At 64.6% G+C, this 20,081-nt stretch carries 18 protein-coding genes; 8 read left to right on the forward strand and 10 right to left on the reverse strand.

Annotated elements, in window-relative coordinates; genetic code table 11:
* Position 1 precedes the first annotated feature (1 nt).
* The gene (locus tag AX725_RS15105) at positions 2-1,087 is read right to left on the reverse strand and encodes a two-component system sensor histidine kinase NtrB (RefSeq protein ID WP_060979113.1); all 1,086 of its coding nucleotides are present in this window, start codon (positions 1,085-1,087) and stop codon (positions 2-4) included.
* Positions 1,087-2,094: a tRNA dihydrouridine synthase DusB gene (dusB, locus tag AX725_RS15110; RefSeq protein ID WP_060979114.1), complete on the reverse strand. Its 1,008-nt coding sequence runs from the start codon at positions 2,092-2,094 to the stop codon at positions 1,087-1,089. The genes AX725_RS15105 and dusB overlap by 1 nt, the downstream gene beginning before the upstream one ends.
* 87 nt (positions 2,095-2,181) lie before the next feature.
* Here dusB and AX725_RS15115 point away from each other — a divergent pair, with 87 nt between their 5' ends.
* From AX725_RS15115 to AX725_RS15125, 3 genes are read left to right on the forward strand one after another with little or no spacing between them, the layout of a single operon-like run.
* Positions 2,182-3,396: a bifunctional 2-C-methyl-D-erythritol 4-phosphate cytidylyltransferase/2-C-methyl-D-erythritol 2,4-cyclodiphosphate synthase gene (locus tag AX725_RS15115; RefSeq protein ID WP_060979115.1), complete on the forward strand. Its 1,215-nt coding sequence runs from the start codon at positions 2,182-2,184 to the stop codon at positions 3,394-3,396.
* Complete coding sequence (locus AX725_RS15120; RefSeq protein ID WP_060979116.1) at positions 3,393-3,947, forward strand: hypothetical protein; 555 nt, start codon at positions 3,393-3,395, stop codon at positions 3,945-3,947. The genes AX725_RS15115 and AX725_RS15120 overlap by 4 nt, the downstream gene beginning before the upstream one ends.
* Positions 3,944-4,447 (forward strand): CinA family protein, encoded by a 504-nt coding sequence (locus AX725_RS15125; protein ID WP_060979117.1) that lies wholly within the window; start codon positions 3,944-3,946, stop codon positions 4,445-4,447. Before AX725_RS15120 ends, AX725_RS15125 begins: the two co-directional genes overlap by 4 nt.
* Here AX725_RS15125 and AX725_RS15130 read toward each other — a convergent pair.
* A complete protein-coding gene (locus AX725_RS15130) occupies positions 4,405-4,869 on the reverse strand; it encodes a type II toxin-antitoxin system RatA family toxin (protein WP_060979118.1) in 465 nt (154 codons plus the stop codon). The two genes, AX725_RS15125 and AX725_RS15130, sit on opposite strands and share 43 nt — an antisense overlap.
* Before the next feature lie 7 nt (positions 4,870-4,876).
* Complete coding sequence (gene lipA / locus AX725_RS15135) at positions 4,877-5,818, reverse strand: lipoyl synthase (protein ID WP_060979119.1); 942 nt, start codon at positions 5,816-5,818, stop codon at positions 4,877-4,879.
* Between the two features lie 94 nt (positions 5,819-5,912).
* On the opposite strand from lipA, the gene AX725_RS15140 reads away from it, so the two are divergent.
* Positions 5,913-6,533: a pyridoxamine 5'-phosphate oxidase family protein gene (locus tag AX725_RS15140; RefSeq protein ID WP_060979120.1), complete on the forward strand. Its 621-nt coding sequence runs from the start codon at positions 5,913-5,915 to the stop codon at positions 6,531-6,533.
* Positions 6,534-6,571: 38 nt separating this feature from the next.
* Positions 6,572-7,330, forward strand: coding sequence for an NYN domain-containing protein (locus AX725_RS15145; protein WP_060979121.1), 759 nt, complete (start codon positions 6,572-6,574; stop codon positions 7,328-7,330).
* Between the two features lie 3 nt (positions 7,331-7,333).
* Here the strand turns inward: AX725_RS15145 and guaA are convergent, their stop codons facing one another.
* The 3 genes from guaA to AX725_RS15160 form a co-directional block, all read right to left on the reverse strand.
* A complete protein-coding gene (gene guaA / locus AX725_RS15150; RefSeq protein ID WP_060979122.1) occupies positions 7,334-8,899 on the reverse strand; it encodes a glutamine-hydrolyzing GMP synthase in 1,566 nt (521 codons plus the stop codon).
* A 33-nt stretch (positions 8,900-8,932) separates the two neighbouring features.
* Positions 8,933-10,492, reverse strand: coding sequence for a class I adenylate-forming enzyme family protein (locus tag AX725_RS15155; RefSeq protein WP_060979123.1), 1,560 nt, complete (start codon positions 10,490-10,492; stop codon positions 8,933-8,935).
* A 102-nt stretch (positions 10,493-10,594) separates the two neighbouring features.
* Positions 10,595-11,125: a hypothetical protein gene (locus AX725_RS15160; protein WP_060979124.1), complete on the reverse strand. Its 531-nt coding sequence runs from the start codon at positions 11,123-11,125 to the stop codon at positions 10,595-10,597.
* A gap of 153 nt (positions 11,126-11,278) precedes the next feature.
* On the opposite strand from AX725_RS15160, the gene gyrB reads away from it, so the two are divergent.
* Positions 11,279-13,792, forward strand: coding sequence for a DNA topoisomerase (ATP-hydrolyzing) subunit B (gene gyrB, locus AX725_RS15165; protein WP_060979134.1), 2,514 nt, complete (start codon positions 11,279-11,281; stop codon positions 13,790-13,792).
* A gap of 16 nt (positions 13,793-13,808) precedes the next feature.
* Positions 13,809-14,276 carry an NUDIX domain-containing protein gene (locus tag AX725_RS15170; RefSeq protein WP_060979125.1) on the forward strand — a complete coding sequence of 156 codons (468 nt, stop codon included), beginning with the start codon at positions 13,809-13,811 and terminating at the stop codon, positions 14,274-14,276.
* On the opposite strand, the gene dinB is transcribed toward AX725_RS15170, so the two are convergent.
* Positions 14,277-15,377 (reverse strand): DNA polymerase IV, encoded by a 1,101-nt coding sequence (gene dinB / locus AX725_RS15175; RefSeq protein WP_060979126.1) that lies wholly within the window; start codon positions 15,375-15,377, stop codon positions 14,277-14,279.
* Positions 15,378-15,468: 91 nt separating this feature from the next.
* Here dinB and AX725_RS15180 point away from each other — a divergent pair, with 91 nt between their 5' ends.
* Positions 15,469-16,722 carry a multidrug effflux MFS transporter gene (locus AX725_RS15180; RefSeq protein ID WP_066114828.1) on the forward strand — a complete coding sequence of 418 codons (1,254 nt, stop codon included), beginning with the start codon at positions 15,469-15,471 and terminating at the stop codon, positions 16,720-16,722.
* Positions 16,723-16,782: 60 nt separating this feature from the next.
* On the opposite strand, the gene AX725_RS15185 is transcribed toward AX725_RS15180, so the two are convergent.
* Both AX725_RS15185 and AX725_RS15190 read right to left on the reverse strand, forming a co-directional pair.
* Positions 16,783-18,330 carry an amino acid permease gene (locus AX725_RS15185; protein ID WP_060979127.1) on the reverse strand — a complete coding sequence of 516 codons (1,548 nt, stop codon included), beginning with the start codon at positions 18,328-18,330 and terminating at the stop codon, positions 16,783-16,785.
* A gap of 140 nt (positions 18,331-18,470) precedes the next feature.
* The gene (locus AX725_RS15190) at positions 18,471-20,024 is read right to left on the reverse strand and encodes a pentapeptide repeat-containing protein (RefSeq protein WP_067513445.1); all 1,554 of its coding nucleotides are present in this window, start codon (positions 20,022-20,024) and stop codon (positions 18,471-18,473) included.
* Positions 20,025-20,081: the final 57 nt, after the last annotated feature.

Consider the following 20,081-nt stretch of genomic DNA (forward strand, 5'->3'; position numbering starts at 1 on the left):
GTCAGCCCTCTTGCGGTGCCAATGGCAGGAACAGGCGGAAATGCGTGAGCCCTGCCGCCGAATCCCGATCGTGCACGATCCGCCCGTTCATGTCGCGTACCAGCTTCTGCACCAGTGCGAGGCCCAGCCCCTGTCCGGTCTTCTTGGTGGTGACGAAGGGGGAGAAGATATCCTCGGCGATATCGGTATCGATGCCGGGCCCATTGTCGGTCACGCGGATCTCGACGGGCAGCCGGATATAGCGATCGTCGCGCGACAGGCGCAGCCGAACCCCGCTGACGAACTTGGTGGTGAGGGTAATGCAGGCATCGTTCTGCCCCTCCATCGCCTCGCGCGCGTTGGTGATAAGATTGAGCAGGATCTGAACCAGATTGTCGGAATCGGCGAGCACGGGCGGGATCGAGGGATCGAACCGCTCGACAATGCGCACGGTGTCGGGATGCGCGGTCTCGACGATCTCGCGCACGCGCCCCAGCGGTTCGTAGATATTGCACGGCTTCATCGGCGCGGCGGTGCGGCGGGTGAGCGATTGCATCTGGTCGATCAGCAGCGCGATGCGATCCACCTCTGCGGTGATCAGGCCGGAGAGCCTGCGCCCTGCCCCGTCGAGCTGGCGCTCGATCAGCTGCGCTGCGCCCTTGATCGCCGCGAGCGGGTTCTTGATCTCGTGCGCCAGGATGTCGGGACCGCGCACGGCAAAGCCTTCGGTACCCACTTCGCTGTCGAACAGCGGCGATCCCGCACCCGATTCATTCAATACCAGCAGCTGCCAGCCTTCGCCCTGCCCCACCGGGCTCAGCGAGATATCCACCTTGCGCACGCTGGTGCGGCCGATGTGTACGCGCATGCCGTGCGCCGCCAAATTGGTATCTGGCTGATTGAGCGCAGCGCCGATCCGGGCATCGTCGAACTGCAGGAACTCGGACAGCGGACGCCCGACCAGACGGCGCGCGCTCTGTTCGAGCATGTTTTCCGCCGCCGCATTGGCCGCTGCAATCGTCCGGTCTGCGTGCAGCATCAGCACGGCCATCGGCAGGCTCTGCAGCTGCGCGGCGGCGTCCGGCGCCAGACCGGAAAGCGGCTCCATCAGGCGGCGGCGCGGCGCAGCCAGGGGCGGTAGAAGTCGCCAAGCATGGCGAGGACCTGGTCGGGATTGTCGAGCGTGTTCATCTTGTTTCGCAGGTCTGCCGAGCCGGGCAGGCCCTTGGTATACCAGCCGAGATGCTTGCGCGCCATCTTGACGCCGGTTTCCGCACCGTAATGCTCGAGCATCGCGTGATAATGCTCGACGATTACCCCGTATTGCTCGTCCAGATCGGGATCGGGCAGCGTCTCGCCGGTGCGCAGCGCGTGCATCACCTGGCCGAGCAGCCAGGGCTTGCCATAGGCACCGCGCCCGATCATCACGCCGTCTGCGCCGCTGAGTTCCAGTGCCTTGCGGGCATCGTCGATGCTGCAGATATCGCCGTTGACGATCACGGGCAGCTTGACCGCCGCCTTCACCTTCGCAACGAACGCCCAGTCGGCGCTGCCCTTGTACATCTGGTTGCGGGTGCGGCCGTGCACCGTGATCATCTTCGCGCCCAGATCTTCTGCGATGCGCGCGAGCTCGGGCGCGTTGAGGCTGTCATGGCACCAGCCCATGCGCATCTTGACCGTGACCGGCACCTTGACCGCATTGACCGTGGCCTCGATCAGCTTCGCCGCGAGCGGCAGGTCGCGCATCAGTGCCGATCCGGCATCGCCATTGACCACCTTCTTGACCGGGCAGCCCATGTTGATGTCGATGATCGCAGCCCCACGATCCTCATTGAGCTTGGCCGCTTCTGCCATTTCCTTGGGGCCGCATCCGGCGAGCTGCATCGACACCGGCTCTTCGACCGGATGCCAGGCCGCCTTTTGCAGCGACTGGCGCGTCTCGCGGATCATCGCCTGGCTCGCGATCATCTCGGTGACGTTGAGGCCCGAGCCATAGCGGCGCACCAGCGTGCGGAAGGGCATGTCGGTCACGCCGGTCATCGGCGCGAGCAGCACCGGCTCGTCGATCTGGAGCGGGCCGATCTGGATCGGCTTGAGTAGAGGTTCTTGGGTCATGGGGATATGATGCCTAATATTTAGGCAGCGCACATAATCGCAAAGCCGCTGGCGAGCAAGCGGCACTTGGTCTATGCGCCCTGCCCGATGAACGATGCACCGTCCCTTGCGGGCCAGCCAGGCCTTCGCCGCACCGCGCTGATCGTCGCGGCAGGCAAGGGGCTGCGCGCCGGGGGCGATATTCCCAAGCAATATGCGCTGCACCAGGGCAAGCCGCTGCTGCGGCACAGCGTCGAGGCTTTTGCACGTTGGTCGCGCGAATGCGCCATCCTGGTGGTAATCGGCGAAGGGCAGCAGGCGCTGGCCGAGGCGGCGCTGGCAGGGCTTGATGATGTCAGCTTTGTCACCGGCGGTGCGGAGCGCAGCGATTCCGTCCGCGCCGGACTGATGGTGATCGCTGCGCAGGGCGGCAGCGACCGGGTGTTCATCCATGATGCCGCGCGCCCGCACCTGTCCGCTGCGGTGCTCGATCGGCTGGACGGGGCGCTGGACATGCAACCCGGCGCGGTGCCCGTGCTGCCCGTGGTCGACAGCCTTGCGCGCGGCGACTGCGGGTTGATGCAAGCTGCGGTCGATCGCGCGGGTCTGTGGCGCATTCAGACCCCGCAGGCCTTTCATTTCGATGCGCTTCTTGCGGCGCATCTCGCCTGGCCCCAAGGTGCGCTGGCGACTGATGATAGCCAGATCGCGCGCGCCGCCGGGCTAGACGTGGCGCTGGTCGAGGGCGATGAAGCGCTGAAGAAGATCACCTTTGCCGAGGATTTCGCAATGGATATTCCGCGCACCGCCACCATGCCCCGTACAGGCTTGGGCTATGACGTGCACCGCTTGGCGGCGGGCGAGGAGCTCTGGCTCGGCGGAATCCGGATCGAGCATGATCGCGGGCTGGTCGGGCACAGCGATGCCGATGTCGCGCTGCACGCCATTACCGATGCCCTGCTTGGCGCGATGGCACTGGGCGATATTGGCGAGCATTTTCCGCCGAGCGATCCGCAATGGCGCGGCGTGGACTCGGCGCGCTTCCTTGCGCATGCCGCCTCGCTGGTGCGCGGCAAGGGCGCCGAGATCGCCAATATCGACCTCACGATCATCTGCGAAGCGCCCAAGATCGGGCCGCACAAGCTGGCAATCCAAAGCCGCATCGCCGACATCCTGAAGCTCCACCCCGATCAGGTCGGGGTCAAGGCGACCACCACCGAGCGGCTCGGCTTTACCGGGCGCGGCGAGGGTATCGCCGCCCAGGCGGTCGCCACTGTCCTCGCCCCCTTCCCTTCTCCTTCAGCACAGGATGCCAGTGCATGACCCGCTTGCTTCGCCGCATGATGCCCAGCCTGACCGCGCTTGCGGTCACTGCCACGTTTGCCTGCCAGACTGCGCATGCCGCGCAGGTGGCCAAGTGCCTCACCCCGGCGGAAGCGGAGTCGGTGGCCGTCAGTGCGCTGCCCGACGCGCTCGGCAGTGCGCAGAAAGCCTGCGCTCCGCATCTCCCCGCGCGCTCGGCGCTGCGCAACGCAACCACCCGTATATCGCAGGTTTATCGTCCCGCAGCGGACAAGGCCTGGCCCGATGCCGGCCGCGCCTTCCTGTCGGCGGTCGAACTTCCACTCCCCGAGGGCACCAGCCCGGACGTGGTGCGGCCACTGTTGCTCGCGACGATCAGCGCGCTGGTCGAGCAGGAGATCAAGCCCGAGGATTGCGGTACGATCGACGAATTCTACTCGGCGCTCGAACCGCTCCCGCCGGAAAATGTCGGCAAGCTGCTGGTCGCATTTCTGAAACTTGGCGAGAGCGGAAAGAAGGCGGGACAGGCCAGGCCCACCCCATTCACGATCTGCGAAGGTGAAAAGCAGTGACCAGCCTGTTCCCGCCTGCGCTGACCGATCTTGCTGCGCGCGTCGTCGCGGAAAATGCCGCTGCCGGCCGCAAGGTCGTGCTGGCCGAAAGCTGCACGGGAGGCCTCGTCTGCGCAGCGATCACCGAGATCCCCGGCAGCTCCGGCGTGCTCGAGCGTGGCTTCGTCACCTATTCGAACGAGGCCAAGATCGAGTCGCTCGGCGTCAGCGCGGAACTGATCGACACGTTCGGTGCGGTGTCGGTGGCGGTCGCTTGGGGCATGGCGCGCGGCGCGCTCAAGCATTCGGATGCCGATGTCGCGGTCGCGATCACCGGCATTGCCGGGCCGGGTGGCGGATCGGAAAGCAAGCCGGTGGGGACGGTGGTCTTCGCCTGCGCGCTGCGCGGTCAGAACGAGAATGACATCAGCGCCGAGCAGAAGAATTTCGATCCCTCGCTCAGCCGCTCCGAAATCCGTCAGGAAGCGGCGATGGTGGCGCTCGAACTGCTGCTGCCGTAAAGCTCGGCCGCGCGGGTCTCGAACGCGCTCACCATCTTGCGGAAGGCGCGGTCGAAATACTGTCCGGCGAGCGATTCGAACAACCGGTTCTTGAAGTTGAACGAGACATAGAAATCGACCGTGCAGCCGCCCTGCCCGTCGCTGGCGAACTGCCACACATTCTCGAGATTCTTGAGCGGCCCGTCGAGATATTCGACCTCGATCTTTTCACCCGGCACCTTGCGCACGCGCGAGGTGAACTTCTCGCGCAGCTGCTTGAAGCCGACGACCATGTCGGCGACCATCTCGTGCGGACTATCCGACTTGACACGCGTGGCGATCACCCAGGGCAGAAATTCTGCATAGCGCGCGACATCGGCGACCAGATCGTACATCTGGTCGGGCCGGAAGGGCAGATGCCGGGTTTCGCGGTGCGAGGGCATGATCGCCTCAGCGCGCCGCCTGCTTGGCCAGCTTCGCCTCTCGCGCCGCGCGCATCTCGGCGAAATCTTCGCCGGCATGATAGCTGGAGCGCGTGAGCGGGCTTGATGCGACCTGCAGGAAGCCCTTGGCGCGCGCGATCGCGGCATAGGCATCGAACGCCTTGGGGGTGACGAAATCGATCACCTTGGCGTGGCGCGGCGTCGGCTGCAGATACTGGCCCATGGTGAGGAAATCGACATCGGCCGAGCGCATGTCGTCCATCACCTGGTGCACCTCGAGCCGTTCTTCGCCCAGGCCCAACATGATGCCCGACTTGGTGAAGATCGACGGGTCGAGCCTTTTCACCATCTCGAGCAGGCGCAGCGAGGCGTAATAGCGCGCGCCGGGACGGATGGTCGGGTAGAGCCGGGGCACAGTTTCCAGATTGTGATTGTACACATCGGGCCGCGCCGCGACGATCGCTTCGACCGCCGCCTCGTGCTTGTTGCGGAAATCGGGCGTGAGGATCTCGATCGTGGTGCTCGGCGTGGTGCGGCGCAGCGCCTCGATCACCTTGACGAACTGGCTTGCACCACCGTCAGCCAGGTCGTCGCGGTCGACCGAGGTGATGACGATATGCTCGAGGCCCATCTGCGCGGCGGCATCGGCGACATGCTGCGGTTCGTTCACATCGACCTTGCGCGGCATGCCGGTCTTGACGTTGCAAAACGCGCAGGCGCGGGTGCAGACGTCGCCCAGGATCATCACCGTGGCGTGCTTCTTGGTCCAGCACTCGCCGATATTCGGGCAGGCCGCCTCTTCGCACACGGTATTGAGGTTGAGATCGCGCATCAGCTTGCGCGTCTCGTTGAACCCCTTGCTGGTTGGGGCCTTCACCCGGATCCAGTCGGGCTTGCGGACACGGGCCGGTCGGCCTTCGGGCGTCTCGATGGGCGTGATCTCGTTCATGCTGCGCGCTTTAGCGCAGGGGCAAGCGCACTTCCACTGGTAAAAGCTTGGGGTGAGACTAGATCGGCTTCTCGCAAGAAGAAGGGGTGCCGCGATGAATCCGCTGGATGAGGTTATCGACGATCTGGACGAGGTGCGCGCTGACATCTTCCGCCGTCTCGGGCGCGCCAGCAAGGACCGCCGCAGCGCGATGCACACGCCGGTGATCGGCACCGTCCGCGTCGATGGCACGCCCAGCCAGCGCGTCATGGTGCTCCGCGCGTTGGATCCGGCGACAGCAACGTTGCGCTTCCACACCGACTCCAGAGCTGCAAAGGTCGACGAGCTTGGCGATGGAGCGCCGATCTCGGTGCTCGCCTATGATCCGGGAGCGAAGCGCCAGTTCCGTCTGTCGGGCACCGGACGGATCGAGACGGACGGCGAAACGGCAGATAAGGCCTGGAACGACGCGACGCTGTTCGCGCGCCGGTGCTACCTCGCCGATCCCGCACCGGGCACGCTATCGGACATGCCGATATCGGGCCTGCCTGCCGATATCGAGGGCCGCAAGCCGGAGGACGATGCCGAAGTCGCCCCCGGCCGCGCAAATTTCGCGGTGCTGCTGGCCCAGATCGATACGATCGAATTCCTCCACCTCGCGCACACCGGCCATCGCCGCGCGATCTTCCGCTTGCAGCCGGATGGCAGCTGGCACGGCCAGTGGCTGGTGCCATGACCCGTTGCATTTGAGCGCGGCAGCGGCCACCGTCTGCCATGGCAAAAGAAACACCCCCCAATATCGCCCTGCTGATCGATGCCGACAATGCCAGCCCGGCAGGCATCGACCCGGTGCTGACCGTGCTGGCCGAGCTGGGCACCGTGAATATCCGCCGGGCCTATGCGAATTGGCGCAAGCCCGCACTCAAAGGCTGGGCGGATATCGTCCACAAGTTCGGCATCGAGCCCCAGCAGCAGTTCGATCTGACCAAGGGCAAGAATGCGACCGACATGAAGATGACGATCGATGCGATGGACCTGCTGTTCCGGGGTCGGGTCGACGGGTTCGGGATCATGAGCTCGGACAGCGATTTCATGCCTCTTGCGCAGCGCATCCGGCAGGATGGTCTGCCGGTCTATGGCTTTGGGGGTGAAAAGACCCCCGAGGCGTTCAAGCAGGCCTGCACCCGCTTCATCGATGTCAACGCTCTGATCAAAGTGCAGAGCGCCGAAAAGAAAGCGGAAATCGCTGCGTCATCCAGGGCGCCGTCCAAGCCCGACCCGAAGCCTAGCGCGGGTGGCAGCCCCATCGACGATGATGTCATCAAGCTTCTGATCGACGCTTATCAGGCAAGCAAGCGCGACGAACGCGGCTTCGCCTCGCTGAGCGAGGTGGGCAAGCTGGCCGGCAATCGGTCCAGCTTCGACGTCCGAAACCACGGCTTTGCGCGACTGCTCGACATGTTCGAGGCTTCGCCGCAGTTCGTCACCGAGCGGCGCGACAATGGCGGGCTTTTCGTCAAGCGGCTGCGATAAGGTTCATTCCCACTCGATCGTGCCGGGCGGCTTCGAGGTGTAATCGTACACCACGCGGTTGATGCCCTTGACCTCGTTGATGATCCGCGTCGCGGTGCGCTGCAGGAAGCTGGCATCGAACGGATAGATGTCCGCGGTCATGCCGTCGGTGCTGGTGACAGCGCGCAGCGCGCAGACGCTGTCATAGGTGCGCCCGTCGCCCATCACGCCGACCGTTTTCACAGGAAGCAACACGGCAAAGGCCTGCCATATCGCGTCGTACAGGCCGGCATTGCGGATCTCGTCGAGATAGATCGCATCGGCCTTGCGCAGGATGTCGCAACGCTCGCGCGTCACCTCGCCGGGGATGCGGATGGCGAGGCCGGGGCCGGGGAACGGGTGGCGGCCGACGAACACGTCGGGCAGGCCAAGCTCACGGCCCAGCGCGCGCACCTCGTCCTTGAACAGCTCGCGCAGGGGCTCGACCAGCTTCATGTTCATGCGCTCAGGGAGCCCGCCGACATTGTGGTGGCTCTTGATTGTCACCGAAGGTCCGCCGGTGAACGAGACGCTCTCGATCACATCGGGATAGAGCGTGCCCTGCGCCAGGAACTCGGCCCCGCCGATCTTGCGCGCCTCGCTCTCGAACACGTCGATGAATGTCTTGCCGATGAACTTGCGCTTCTGTTCGGGGTCGGTGACCCCCGCCAGACCGCCCAGGAACAGCGCCTCGGCCTGCACATGCACCAGCGGGATATTGTAATGGCCCTTGAACAGGCTGACGACCTGATCGGCCTCGCCCATGCGCATCAGGCCGTGATCGACGAACACGCAGGTCAGCTGGTCACCGATCGCCTCGTGGATCAGCACCGCCGCAACCGCGCTGTCGACCCCGCCCGAAAGGCCGCAGATCACGCGCGAGCTGCCCACCTGCGCGCGGATTTCGGCGATCTTGGCGGCCTTGAACTCGGCCATCGACCAGTCGCCGCGACAGCCGCAGACGTGCCGCACGAAATTGGCGATCAGCTTGCCGCCATCGGGCGTGTGCACGACTTCGGGGTGGAACTGCATCGCGTAGAAGCAGCGCTCGTCATCGGCGATCACCGCATAGGGCGCACCGGGCGAGGAGGCGACGGAGCGGAAGCCCGGGGCGAGCGCGGTGACCTTGTCGCCATGGCTCATCCAGACCTGATGCGCCTCGCCTTCCTTCCACAGGCCGTCGAACAGCCGGCAGCGGTCGGTAATCTCGATGAACGCGCGGCCGAACTCGCCGCCCTTCTCGCCGCCGCCCTCGACCGTGCCGCCGAGCTGCTGCGTCATCACCTGCTGGCCATAGCAGATGCCCAGGATCGGCAGCCCCGAGTTGAGGATCGCCTCCGGTGCGCGCGGGCTGCCATCCTCGGTCACCGATGCAGGCCCGCCCGACAGGATGATGCCCTTGGGCTTCATCCGGTGAAACGCGGCCTCGGCGCTGCTGAACGGGGCAATCTCGCTATACACCCCCGCCTCGCGCACCCGGCGGGCGATAAGCTGCGTCACCTGGCTGCCGAAATCGACAATCAGCACGGATTCGTCATGGGCGATGGTCATGGATGAGCCGATAGTTTGGCTACCCGTTCGAGTCTAGCCTGCAGTCTCAGCCAGCATCGCGCGCAGGTCGGTTTTGAGTATCTTGCCGATATGGCTGCGCGGGAGTTCCTCGATCGGGTACAGCGCGGACAGGCGCTGGGTCTTGCCGAGCTCGGCATTGACCTGCGCCAGCACGATGCCGAGGTCGAGCGTATGTCCCGGCGCGGCGACGACGAAGCCGACCGGTGTCTCGCCCCAGCGTTCGGACGGCATGCCGACCACGGCCGCGTCGGCGACGCCGGGCTGCTGCATCAGCACCTCTTCCAGGTCCTTGGGATAGATGTTGAAACCGCCCGAGATGATCATGTCCTTGGCGCGGCCGACGATCTGGACGAAGCCGTCCTCATCCATGATGCCGATATCGCCCATCCTGAACCATAGCTGGCCATCGGCGTCGCGCCATTCCATTTCGCGCGTCTTGTCGGGCTGGTTCTTGTAACCGCTCATCATCGTCGGTGATCGGCCCACCATCTCGCCCTTGGAGCCGGGGGGCAGCTCGTTGCCATTCTCGTCGATCACCTTGAGCTCGTGCCCCTTGACCGGCTGGCCGACGGTATGGAGCTTGTCGGGGAAATTGTGCGCCTGGAGCATGCAGACGACGCCGCCTTCGGTCATGCCGTAGATTTCGACCAGCCCGCCGGGGAAGCGGCGCAGCGCCTCGGCCTTGAGTTCGGCGCTGAACGGCGCGCTGGTGCAGAACTTGATCTGCATCGAGCTGAGGTCATGCGCGTCGAAGGCCGGGTCGGAGAGCAGCCGCTGATATTGCACCGGCACCAGCATCGTGTGCGTTGCGCGCATCGCTTCGGCGGCCCTTAGCCATTGGCCGACATCGAACTTGCCCATCAATCGCGCGAGCCCACCATGCACCACGGTCGGCAGGAATACTGCCAGCGTGGTGTTCGAATAGAGCGGGGTCGAGAGGATCGAGCGCGCGTTCTCGCTGTAGATCGACTGGAAGCCCGCGACCGACTGCCGCCAGCGCATGGCGTGCGAATGGACGATGCCCTTGGGCGTGCCGGTGGTTCCGCTCGAATAGATGATGTTGAACGGATCGCCCGGTTCTGGCGGGGCGATGTCGAGGGCGGTGCCCTCCGCAGCCATCCAGCTGTTCATCGCTGGCGCATCGCCGTCAGCCGCATCGAGCATGATGTGGCGCGCACTGCCCAGATCGACACCGCTGGCGATCAGCTCTGCGCGTTTCTCACGGTCGATGAACAGATGGATCGCGCCCGAATCCGCCAGCATGTTGGCGAGCTGGCGCGGCGTCGCGCTGGTGGTGAGCGGCGCGGCACAGCCCCCGGCCCGGATCGCACCGAGATAGGCGAGCGCATAGGCGACCGACGTCGTGCCCAAAATCGCAACCGCCTGGCCACGCTGCAAGCCATCGGCGAGCAATTGTGCAGCGATACGATCAACGCGCGACGAGAGCTCGGCCCACGCGATCTGGCTCGTCCCGTCATCAAGCGCAGGAGCGTCAGGGCGCTGCTGACCCCAGGCCGCGATGATGCCGGGCCAGTTGCCGAATTCCTGCTCAAGCTCTGCGCGAATATCCATGACATGCCTCTCCCACTGGCAGTTGCCCTGCCGCTGCGAAGACTATGCCGAGCGGCAGCGCGCGAGGAAAGAGGTTATCGTGAACGTCAAGTGCTGAGCGGGTCAGCGCGCGACCATCGCGACAAAGGTGCTCTCGACCCAGCCGCTCTGGCAAGGGCCGGCATAGGCGCGCTTGCCGCGCACGGGAGCGGTGACGCCGCAATCGACGCCCGGCGCGGATGGCGTTGCTTCAGCTTGGGTCGCTGGTGCAGTGGTGGGAGCCGCAGGCACCGGCTTGGTCCCGTCCTCGCTCGCCACCACGACCCCCAGCCATTGCTGGTCGAGGCTGCGGGTGCAGATGAAGACGTGCGCGTTCTCCGTCAGTTCGCCGATCTGCTTGGCATCGTCGAACGGTGCATCGCGTACCGCCAACTTGCCGCCGCGCAGATTGCCCACGCGTCCGCGGCCCTGACAGGCGGCAAAGCGCGTTCCGCCCTCGCCGATATTGACCGCGCGCGCGGTCGGGCTGGGCTCGGCTGCATCAAGCCGCTCGCCCGCCTGCACGCCGCCGGGAGCGCGCTTCTGCGCAGGCTCGGGATCGGCGCAACCGGCGAGCGTCAGGGCGATGGCGAGGGGCAGCAGGGCAGCTTTCATGGTCTCTTGCTAAAGCCTTCGCAGTCGGCATTCAAGCAAGCTGCGTCGAGCCCATGGATGCGGGAAAGATGCCTGCCTGGGCGTGTTCGAAAATATGTGCAAAACCGACCGGTAATGCTTGGGTTTCGGCGGGCGCGCGGCTATGGCAAATTCATGACAGATACCAGCAATACCTCCTCCGAAAACAACCAGAACCCCGCCAACACCAACAGCTATGGCGCAGACTCGATCAAGGTTCTCAAGGGCCTCGACGCCGTGCGCAAGCGCCCCGGCATGTATATTGGCGATACCGATGACGGTTCGGGCCTGCACCACATGGTGTTCGAGGTGTCGGACAATGCGATCGACGAGGCACTGGCCGGGCATTGCGACCGCGTGCTGATCACGCTCAACCCCGACAATTCGGTGACGGTCGAGGATAACGGCCGCGGCATCCCCACCGGCATCCATCCCGAAGAGGGTATTTCGGCCGCCGAGGTCATCATGACCCAGCTGCACGCGGGCGGAAAATTCGAGAACACCAGCGACGACAATGCCTATAAGGTATCCGGCGGTCTGCATGGCGTCGGCGTCAGCGTCGTCAACGCGCTGTCCGAATGGCTCGAGCTGCGCATCTGGCGCGACGGGCAGGAGCACTGGATGCGCTTCCGCCATGGCGATGCCGAAGCGCCGCTGGCGGTGATGGGCCCTGCCCCCGACGGCAAGAAGGGCACGCAGGTCACCTTCCTGTTCTCTGGCGAGACGTTCAAGAACGTGCAGGAATATGATTTCGAGAAGCTCGAGCATCGTTATCGCGAACTCGCCTTCCTCAATTCGGGCGTGCGCATCGTGCTGCGCGACGAACGCCATGCCGAGGCCAAGGAGCACGACCTCTATTACGAAGGCGGCATTGCTGCGTTCGTCAAATGGCTCGACCGCAACAAGCAGCCGCTGATGCCCGATCCCATCGCGATCTCGGGTTCGCGCGACGATGTCACCATCGACGTCGCGCTCGAATGGAATGACAGCTATTACGAAAACGTCCTGTGCTTCACCAACAACATCCCGCAGCGCGACGGCGGCACGCACCTTGCGGCTTTCCGCGCGGCGCTGACGCGCACGCTCAACGGCTATGCGGAGAAGTCGGGGCTGCTCAAGAAGGAGAAAGTCTCGCTCACCGGCGATGACATGCGCGAGGGACTGACCGCGATCGTTTCGGTCAAGCTGCCAGATCCCAAGTTCAGCTCGCAGACCAAGGACAAGCTGGTCAGCTCCGAAGTGCGCCAGCCGCTCGAGAGCCTGATGGCCGACAAGATGGCCGAGTGGCTGGAAGAAAACCCCGCGCACGCCAAGGCGATCGTCGCCAAGATCATCGATGCCGCAGCCGCGCGCGAAGCCGCCCGCAAGGCGCGCGAGCTCACCCGGCGCAAGGGCGCGATGGACATTGCCTCGCTGCCGGGCAAGCTTGCCGACTGCCAGGAGCGCGACCCTGCCAAGTCCGAGCTGTTCCTGGTCGAGGGTGACTCGGCAGGCGGATCGGCCAAGCAGGGCCGCGACCGGCATTATCAGGCGATCCTTCCGCTGCGCGGCAAGATCCTCAACGTCGAGCGCGCGCGCTTTGACCGGATCATCTCGTCCAAGGAGGTCGGCACGCTGATCCAGGCGATGGGCACCGGCATCCGCGACGATTTCAACCTTGAAAAGCTGCGCTATCACAAGATCGTCATCATGACCGACGCAGACGTCGACGGCGCGCATATCCGCACGCTGCTGCTGACCTTCTTCCACCGGCAGATCCCGGAGATCATCCGCGCCGGGCATTTGTACATCGCGCAGCCGCCGCTCTACAAGGTGAGCAAGGGCAAGAGCGAGGTGTACCTCAAGGACAATGACGCGCTCGACCAGTATCTGGTCGATGCCGGGCTGCAGGGCCGCGTGCTCGAAACAATTGGCGGGGCCCGCGGCGGCGAGGATCTGCGCGAACTGATCGAGCATGCCCGCCGGATGAAGAGCCTGATGACCTATATCCCGCGGCGCTACGATCCGCTGATCGTCGAAGGGCTCGCGCTGGCCGGCGCGCTGACGCCCGACATGCCGCAGGGCGATCGCCAGGCAGCGGTCGAGAAGGCCGCGCAGTGGATGGGCGGAGCCGATCCCGAAGCACGCTGGCAGGGCGAGATTTCGGCCGAGGGCGGCTATCACCTGCAGCGCTTCTGGCGCGGAGTGACCGACCATCATGTCGTCGATCTCGCGTTCCTCAACAGCGCCGAGGCGCGCAAGCTCCACCGCGTCGCGGGCGAGTTTGCGGATGTCTATCTGAACCCAAGCCGCTTGGTAAAGGCCAGCTCGGCCGCAGCTTCGAACGCCGAGACGGGCGAGGACGATGCCGAAGAAGCGGTGGTCGCCACCGGTCTCGTCATCAACCGCCCTTCTGCGCTGCTCGATGCGATCCTCGCGGCCGGGCGCAAGGGGCTGGCGGTGCAGCGCTACAAGGGCCTGGGCGAGATGAACGCCGAGCAGCTATGGGAAACCACGCTCGATCCCAACCACCGTTCGCTGCTGCAGGTGAAGGTCGAGGATGCCGATGTGACGGACGAGGTGTTCACCCAGCTGATGGGCGATGTCGTCGAGCCGCGGCGCGACTTCATTCAGGAAAATGCGCTGAACGTCGCCAATCTGGACGTCTGAGGTTCGGAGCGGCGGCATGACCCCGCTCCGCCTTGGCTATATCGTTGCGCACCGGGTGCGCCTGTTCTTCCGGCGTGCGTTCCAGATCAGGACGTGCGGTGTGAAGGCCGTCGTGCTGCGGGGCCGCGAGGTGCTGCTGATCCGGCACAGCTATTTCGCCACCGACCGGTACATGCTGCCGGGCGGCGGCGTCGGGCGGAAGGAAACGGCGCTGGAAGCGGGTATCCGCGAGGCGCTGGAGGAAACCGGATGCCGTCTCGACAAGGTGCGCGTGCACGGCGAGTTCCTTTCGAACGGCGAAGGCTTCCCCGATCATATCACCGTCATCGTCGGTGAAACCCGCGATGACCCCAGGCCCGATGCGGGGGAACTCCTGGAGGCGCGGTTCTTCCCGCTCGATGCACTGCCAGATGCTCTCACCGCTGCTTCGCGGCGCAGGGTCATCGAGATACGCGATGGGCTGCCCCCTCCGGGCGAATGGTAATCAGACGAAGGGCAGTTCGGGCTGGCGCTCATCCTGCGGGTCCTCGTCTCCCGCGCGCGAAAGGCCCGAGAGCGTCAGCCCGAGAAGGCGCACGCCATTGTGCAGGGGCAGGATCTGATCGACCAGCGATTGGCCGATCTGCCCGAACATCGCCCTGCCCTCGACCGGCTGGGGCAACGTGCGCGCGCGGGTGATGGTGTGGAAATCGGCGAACCGTGCCTTCAGGGTCACCGTCCGCCCCTGGCCTTCGGCGCGTTCGACCCGCTCCCAGACGATATCGGCGACATTCTCGAGCGCGGCGCGCAGCCCGTCTTCGGTCCAGATGTCCTCGCCATAGGTGCGCTCGCCGCCGATCGACTTGCGGATGCGGTCGGGACGGACCGGGCGATTGTCGATACCGCGCGCCGCGCCAAATAGATAGCTGCCCCAGCTGCCGAAATGCTGGAGCAGCCATTGTTCGGACTTGGCCGCGAGATCGGCCCCGGTGACGATGCCCAGCGCAGACATCTTTTCCGCTGTGCGCGGCCCGACCCCGTGGAAGCGCTTGACCGGCAATGCGGCGACGAAGCCCGGCCCCTGTTCGGGGCGGATGACGCACAGACCGTCGGGCTTGTTCTGGTCGCTCGCCAGCTTGGCGATGAACTTGTTGTACGACACGCCCGCGCTGGCCGTCAGCCCGGTCTCGCGGGCAATATCGGCGCGGATCATCTCGGCAATATGGGTGGCCGAAGCGATCGCCTGCTTGTTGGCGGTGACGTCGAGATAGGCCTCGTCGAGCGAGAGCGGTTCGATCTGATCGGTATGCTTGGCGAAGATATCGCGGATTTGGCGCGAGACCGATTGGTACACATCGAAGCGCGGCTTGACGAAGACCAGATTGGGGCATCGTCGCTGTGCGGTCACCGAAGGCATGGCCGATCGCACGCCGAATGCCCTTGCCTCATAGCTGGCCGCTGCCACCACCCCGCGCCGCGACGAACCACCCACCGCCACGGGAAGCCCGCGCAGCGCCGGATTGTCGCGCTGCTCCACGCTCGCGAAAAAGGCATCCATGTCGATATGGATGATCTTGCGCGAAAGGGGATCGGCGGGGCCTTCCATGGGTTGAGGCAAAATAGAAATCGCGCGTGCGGTTGGCAATCACCGTCCCGAAGCCCATTATGATGCGATGCACAATGAAAAGACCTTGAAGATGGCGACGTCTGCAATTCCGAGCGAAACCGGCACTTTCCCGATGGGAACGCGCGAACTGGTGGCGATGATGGCCGCGCTGATGGCGCTGAATGCGCTGGCGATCGATTCGATCCTGCCGGCCTTTCCCGCGCTGGGCGCCGCCTTTGATGTCGCGAGCGCCAACGACCGTCAGTTCGTGATCAGCAGCTATCTGATGGGCATGGGGATAGGTTCGCTGTTCTACGGTCCCATCGGCGACCAGGTCGGACGCAAGCCGGTGCTGCTCGGCTCCCTGGTCTTCTACGTCATCTTCGGCGGGGCCTGTGCCTTTGCGCCTGATTTCCAGACATTGCTCCTGCTGCGCTTTGCCCAGGGCTTTGCGGCTGCGGCCATGGGCGTGCTGGTGGTATCGGTCATCCGCGACATCTTCTCTGGCGACCGGATGGCCAGCTTCATGTCGATCATCTTCATCGTGTTCATGGCGGTGCCGGTGCTCGCGCCGACCGTAGGGCAGCTGATCCTCTATTTCGCGCAGTGGCAGTTCATCTTCATCCTGCTGTCGGTGATGGGCAGCGCGGTCGCCATCTGGGTCTGGCTGCGCCTGCCCGAGACGCTGCGGCCCGAAAATGTCATCCCCATCCGGCTCGACACGATCGGCAGCACCTGGTTCCAGGTGATCTTCAACCGCCAGGGCTTTGGCTATGTTGCCGGTGCAGGTCTCCTCGTTGGGGCCATGTTCGGCTTTCTCAACAGCTCGCAACAGGTCTTTGCCGACGTGTTCGATGCCGAAGCCATCTTCCCCTATGCCTTTGCCGCCGTGGCAGGCGCGATGGCGGTGTCGAACTTCTTCAACAGCAGGATCGTCGAGCGCTTCGGTGCGCGACGGGTGTCGCATTCGGCGCTGATGGCGTTTCTGGTGCTTTCGCTGCTGCAGATCGCCGCTGCCAATGTGCCGGGCGAGCCGATGGCGCTCTTTCTGGTGATCGTCGCGCTCAACATGGCGATGGTCGGATTTATCGGCGCGAATTTCAGCTCGATTGCCATGGAGCCGTTTGGCGCAATGGCGGGCGCTGCTTCGTCGTTCCAGATGGCGTTTCGCACGGTGCTAGGCGCAGGCATCGGCGCGATTGTCGGTCAGGCGTTTGACGGCACGACGCTGCCCATGGCCGTCGGCTTTTTCAGCTGCGGCGTCGCCGCTCTGGTTGTGATCCTCTGGGCGGAAAAAGGCAGGCTGTTCCGTCGTCCCGGCACTTGCCCCAAATCGCCGATGTAAGGCTCACAGCCCGAGCCCAAAGAAAAACCCCGGCGGATCGCGCCGGGGTTTTCTTTTGCATCAATGCGAGACGACGCCCGGATCATCCTCGGGCACCTCGACGATGCCCTTGCCCAGATGGCTCGCTTTGTAGCCATAGAGGTAATAGATCACCAGGCCGATTGCGCCCCAGGCGGGCAGCACGATCATCGCCTCGAACGGCAGGTTGAGGAACAGGAAGATGCAGCCCGCAATCGTCGCCGGGCCGACCAGCCACAGCATCGGCGTGCGGAACAGGCGTTCGCGGTTCGGATCGGTCTTGCGCAGCATCATCACCGCGATCGCCACCATCATGAACGCATAGAGCGTCCCGGCATTGGCGATATCGGCGAGCTGACCCACCGGCAGAAAGGCCGCGGCAAAGGCGACGATGCCGCCGGTGATCGCGGTCACCACATAGGGCGTCTTCCACTTGGGGTGGATCTTCGACAGGCCTTCGGGCAGCAGGCCGTCACGCGCCATCACGAAGAAGATGCGGGTCTGGCCGAACAGCAGGATCAGGATCACCGAAGGCAGCGCCACGAATGCCGCGATGCCCAGCATGTTGCCCACTGCGCTGAAACCGATTTCGCGCAGCACATGCGCCAGCGCCTCGTTCGAGCAGACCAGCATCTCGGCATATTGCGGCAGCGCGCACTGGCGTGCGAGCTCTTCCGACCCTGCGGGGAACGGAATGCCGTTGGGGCCGAGGATCGGCTGACCACCGATGGTGCCGACGGCACCGGCGGCAACGAGAATGTAGAAAATGGTGCAGAAACCGAGGCTGCCGATCAGGCCGATCGGCACGTTGCGCTGCGGGTTCTTGGTCTCCTCGGCCGCAGTCGAGACCGCGTCGAAGCCGACATAGGCGAAGAAGATGGTGGCTGCAGCACCCACCGCGCCGATGCCCGATCCGAAACCGCCGAAAATACCGGCGGGCAGGAACGGGTTGAAGTTCGCCATCTCGGTCTTGGGGACCGTCAGCACGATGAATGCCGTGAGCGCGGTCACCTTGATGGCGACGAGCACCGCGTTGACCTTGGCCGATTCACTGGTGCCGATCATCAACAGCCAGGTGACCAGCAGCGCGATGACGATCGCGGGCAGATTGACGAAACCGCCAGGAGCACCGCCCAGCCAGAGCGGTCCTGCGGTGAGATAGGTCGGCAGCGTTATGCCGAAAAACTCGTTCAATATCGTCCCGGTGAAATAGCCGGACCACCCGACCGACACCGCGCTCGCCGCGACCGCATATTCGAGGACAAGGGCCCATCCGACCGTCCAGGCGAGCAGCTCGCCCATGACGGAATAGGTATAGGTGTAGGCAGAGCCCGCGACGGGGATCATCGCGGCGATTTCGGCATAGCAGAGCGCCGCGACGATGCAGATCAGGCCGGCAATCGCGAAGGCCAGCATCAGGCCGGGGCCGGCCTTCTGGGCGCCGGCCGAGGTCAGCACGAAAATACCGGTACCGATCACGCAGCCGATGCCGAACAGGGTCAGCTGAAACCAACCCAGGGTCGGATGCAGCGACTTCTTCTTGGCTGTCGCCAGAATGGCGTCCAGCGGTTTGACACGCGCAAATTTCATGATGTTCTTGATTTCCCACCCTTGGCGGGCCTGTAGCCAGCCGGTTGCGTCCCGGGGTTATCCCCCTGTGGCGCACAGGATTAGCGGCTTTTCACGCGGTGGCAACCGGGTTGTAACCCATCTGTCGCATCGCGGGCCGGTCATTGCCCGTTCGCGGCACGATCGGCATAGGTTTTGAGGATCGCCGCAGGCAGCGCGATCCGCCGCATCGGTCCGAACGCCGCGCGCGCGCCGCAGCTGGCATAATCCGCCGAGCCCTCGGCCTCTTCTCCATAGGGATGGCCGTCGGCGAAGATGCGCAGCCAGTCGCCGTCGATCTGCATCACCCTGATGCGCCGATTGCTCTCGCTGTCTCGCACGCTGTACCAGCCGGTCAGCGGATCAAGGCTCAACCCGCTCGCGCCCAGGGTGCATGTGTGCGCATTCGCGCCGACGGATTCGCCACTCGCATCGTAGCCACCGTCGGGCCGACGTTCGACATAGGCATAGCCCATCGATGCCTGTGCCAGCAGCGGAGCCAGCCGCGCGAACAAAGCTGTCCGCCGCATCGCCTCGCTCACCGGGAGTTCGTCATCGATGAACAGGGCCGCCTCGCCCGGCTTTAGCCAATTGCTCTCGCCCAAAGCTCCCAGCAATTGCCCCTGTCGCCTGGCATAGGCATTGCGCAGGCAGTCGGAAGGAAACTTTTCGCTCATGCAGCCGTCGCGCTGCTTGAGCCATTGCCGTTGATCTGCGACCAAGCCCGGGTTCGCTTTGCGCGCCTGAGCAAAGGTGCGCGCGAGCAGCCGGTCGGCATCGGCCAGATCGCGATTGTCGGGCAGGCAGATGGTCCTTTCGGCAACACTTGTTGCCTTGCTGCAATCAAAGGATGGGTCGCGCACGGCCGGATCGGCAATGGCGACGTCATCCGTCAGGGATTGGGCCTCTGCAGCAGTCAGCTCCAGCCGGTTGTCACCGCCTACGAGCACGAGGGGGTGACTGATCACCAGGCCCTTCAGGCTTGCGAGCTGCGCCGGCGACATTTCGGTCCGATCGAGTATGGCATCCTCCAGCGCGATATCTCTCAGCCCGTAGCGATGAAAGCTGCTGAGCTTCGCCCGCGTGAGATTGGCGCCGCGCGCCGACATCGTCTTGTCGCTGCCATAAAGCGGGCAACCATCAGACAGGGTAATGCCGCACGAAAAATCGAAGCGAGAGAGGTTCGCGCCGTCAAGGTTCAGGCCATCGATGCTCCCTTCGAACCAGCCTCCTTCCAGCTTCCCGCCGCTGAGATCGGCCTTCATCGCCTGCACGTCGGTGAGATTAGCGTCGCGAAGCAGGATGCCGGGAGCCTTGATGCCGACGAGCGAGGCACCTGTCAGGTTGGACTTGATGAAGCCAATGCCAGGCGCGCGCGCGTCATCCCATTGGCTACGTTGCAGGTCAGCCTCGACAAAGCACGCGTTGGTGAGTGAGAGCCGACGAAAATCCCAACCGGCGAACTTGCCGCCCTGAACGATCGCGCCCTTGCCGACTGCCTTTTCCAGATCCGCCGGGCTGTGCAGTGTGGTGCCGTCCACGGTGGCAGTACCGGCTTGCGGCTCCGTCTCGCCCCACAGGTCGCCGAGCATCGTCTCGCACGGCACACTGGCTTGAGCCAGGGCGGGCGCGGTCATGCACCCGGCGGCGCACAGCACGGCCAGAGATCGCAGCATCTTGATCCTCCCTCACGCCCGCTTGAGCCAGATTAGACCCATGGCGCAGGCTTGAGA

The sequence above is a fragment of the Blastomonas sp. CCH9-A1 genome, from assembly GCF_001557175.1.
GTDB lineage: Bacteria > Pseudomonadota > Alphaproteobacteria > Sphingomonadales > Sphingomonadaceae > Blastomonas > Blastomonas delafieldii_A.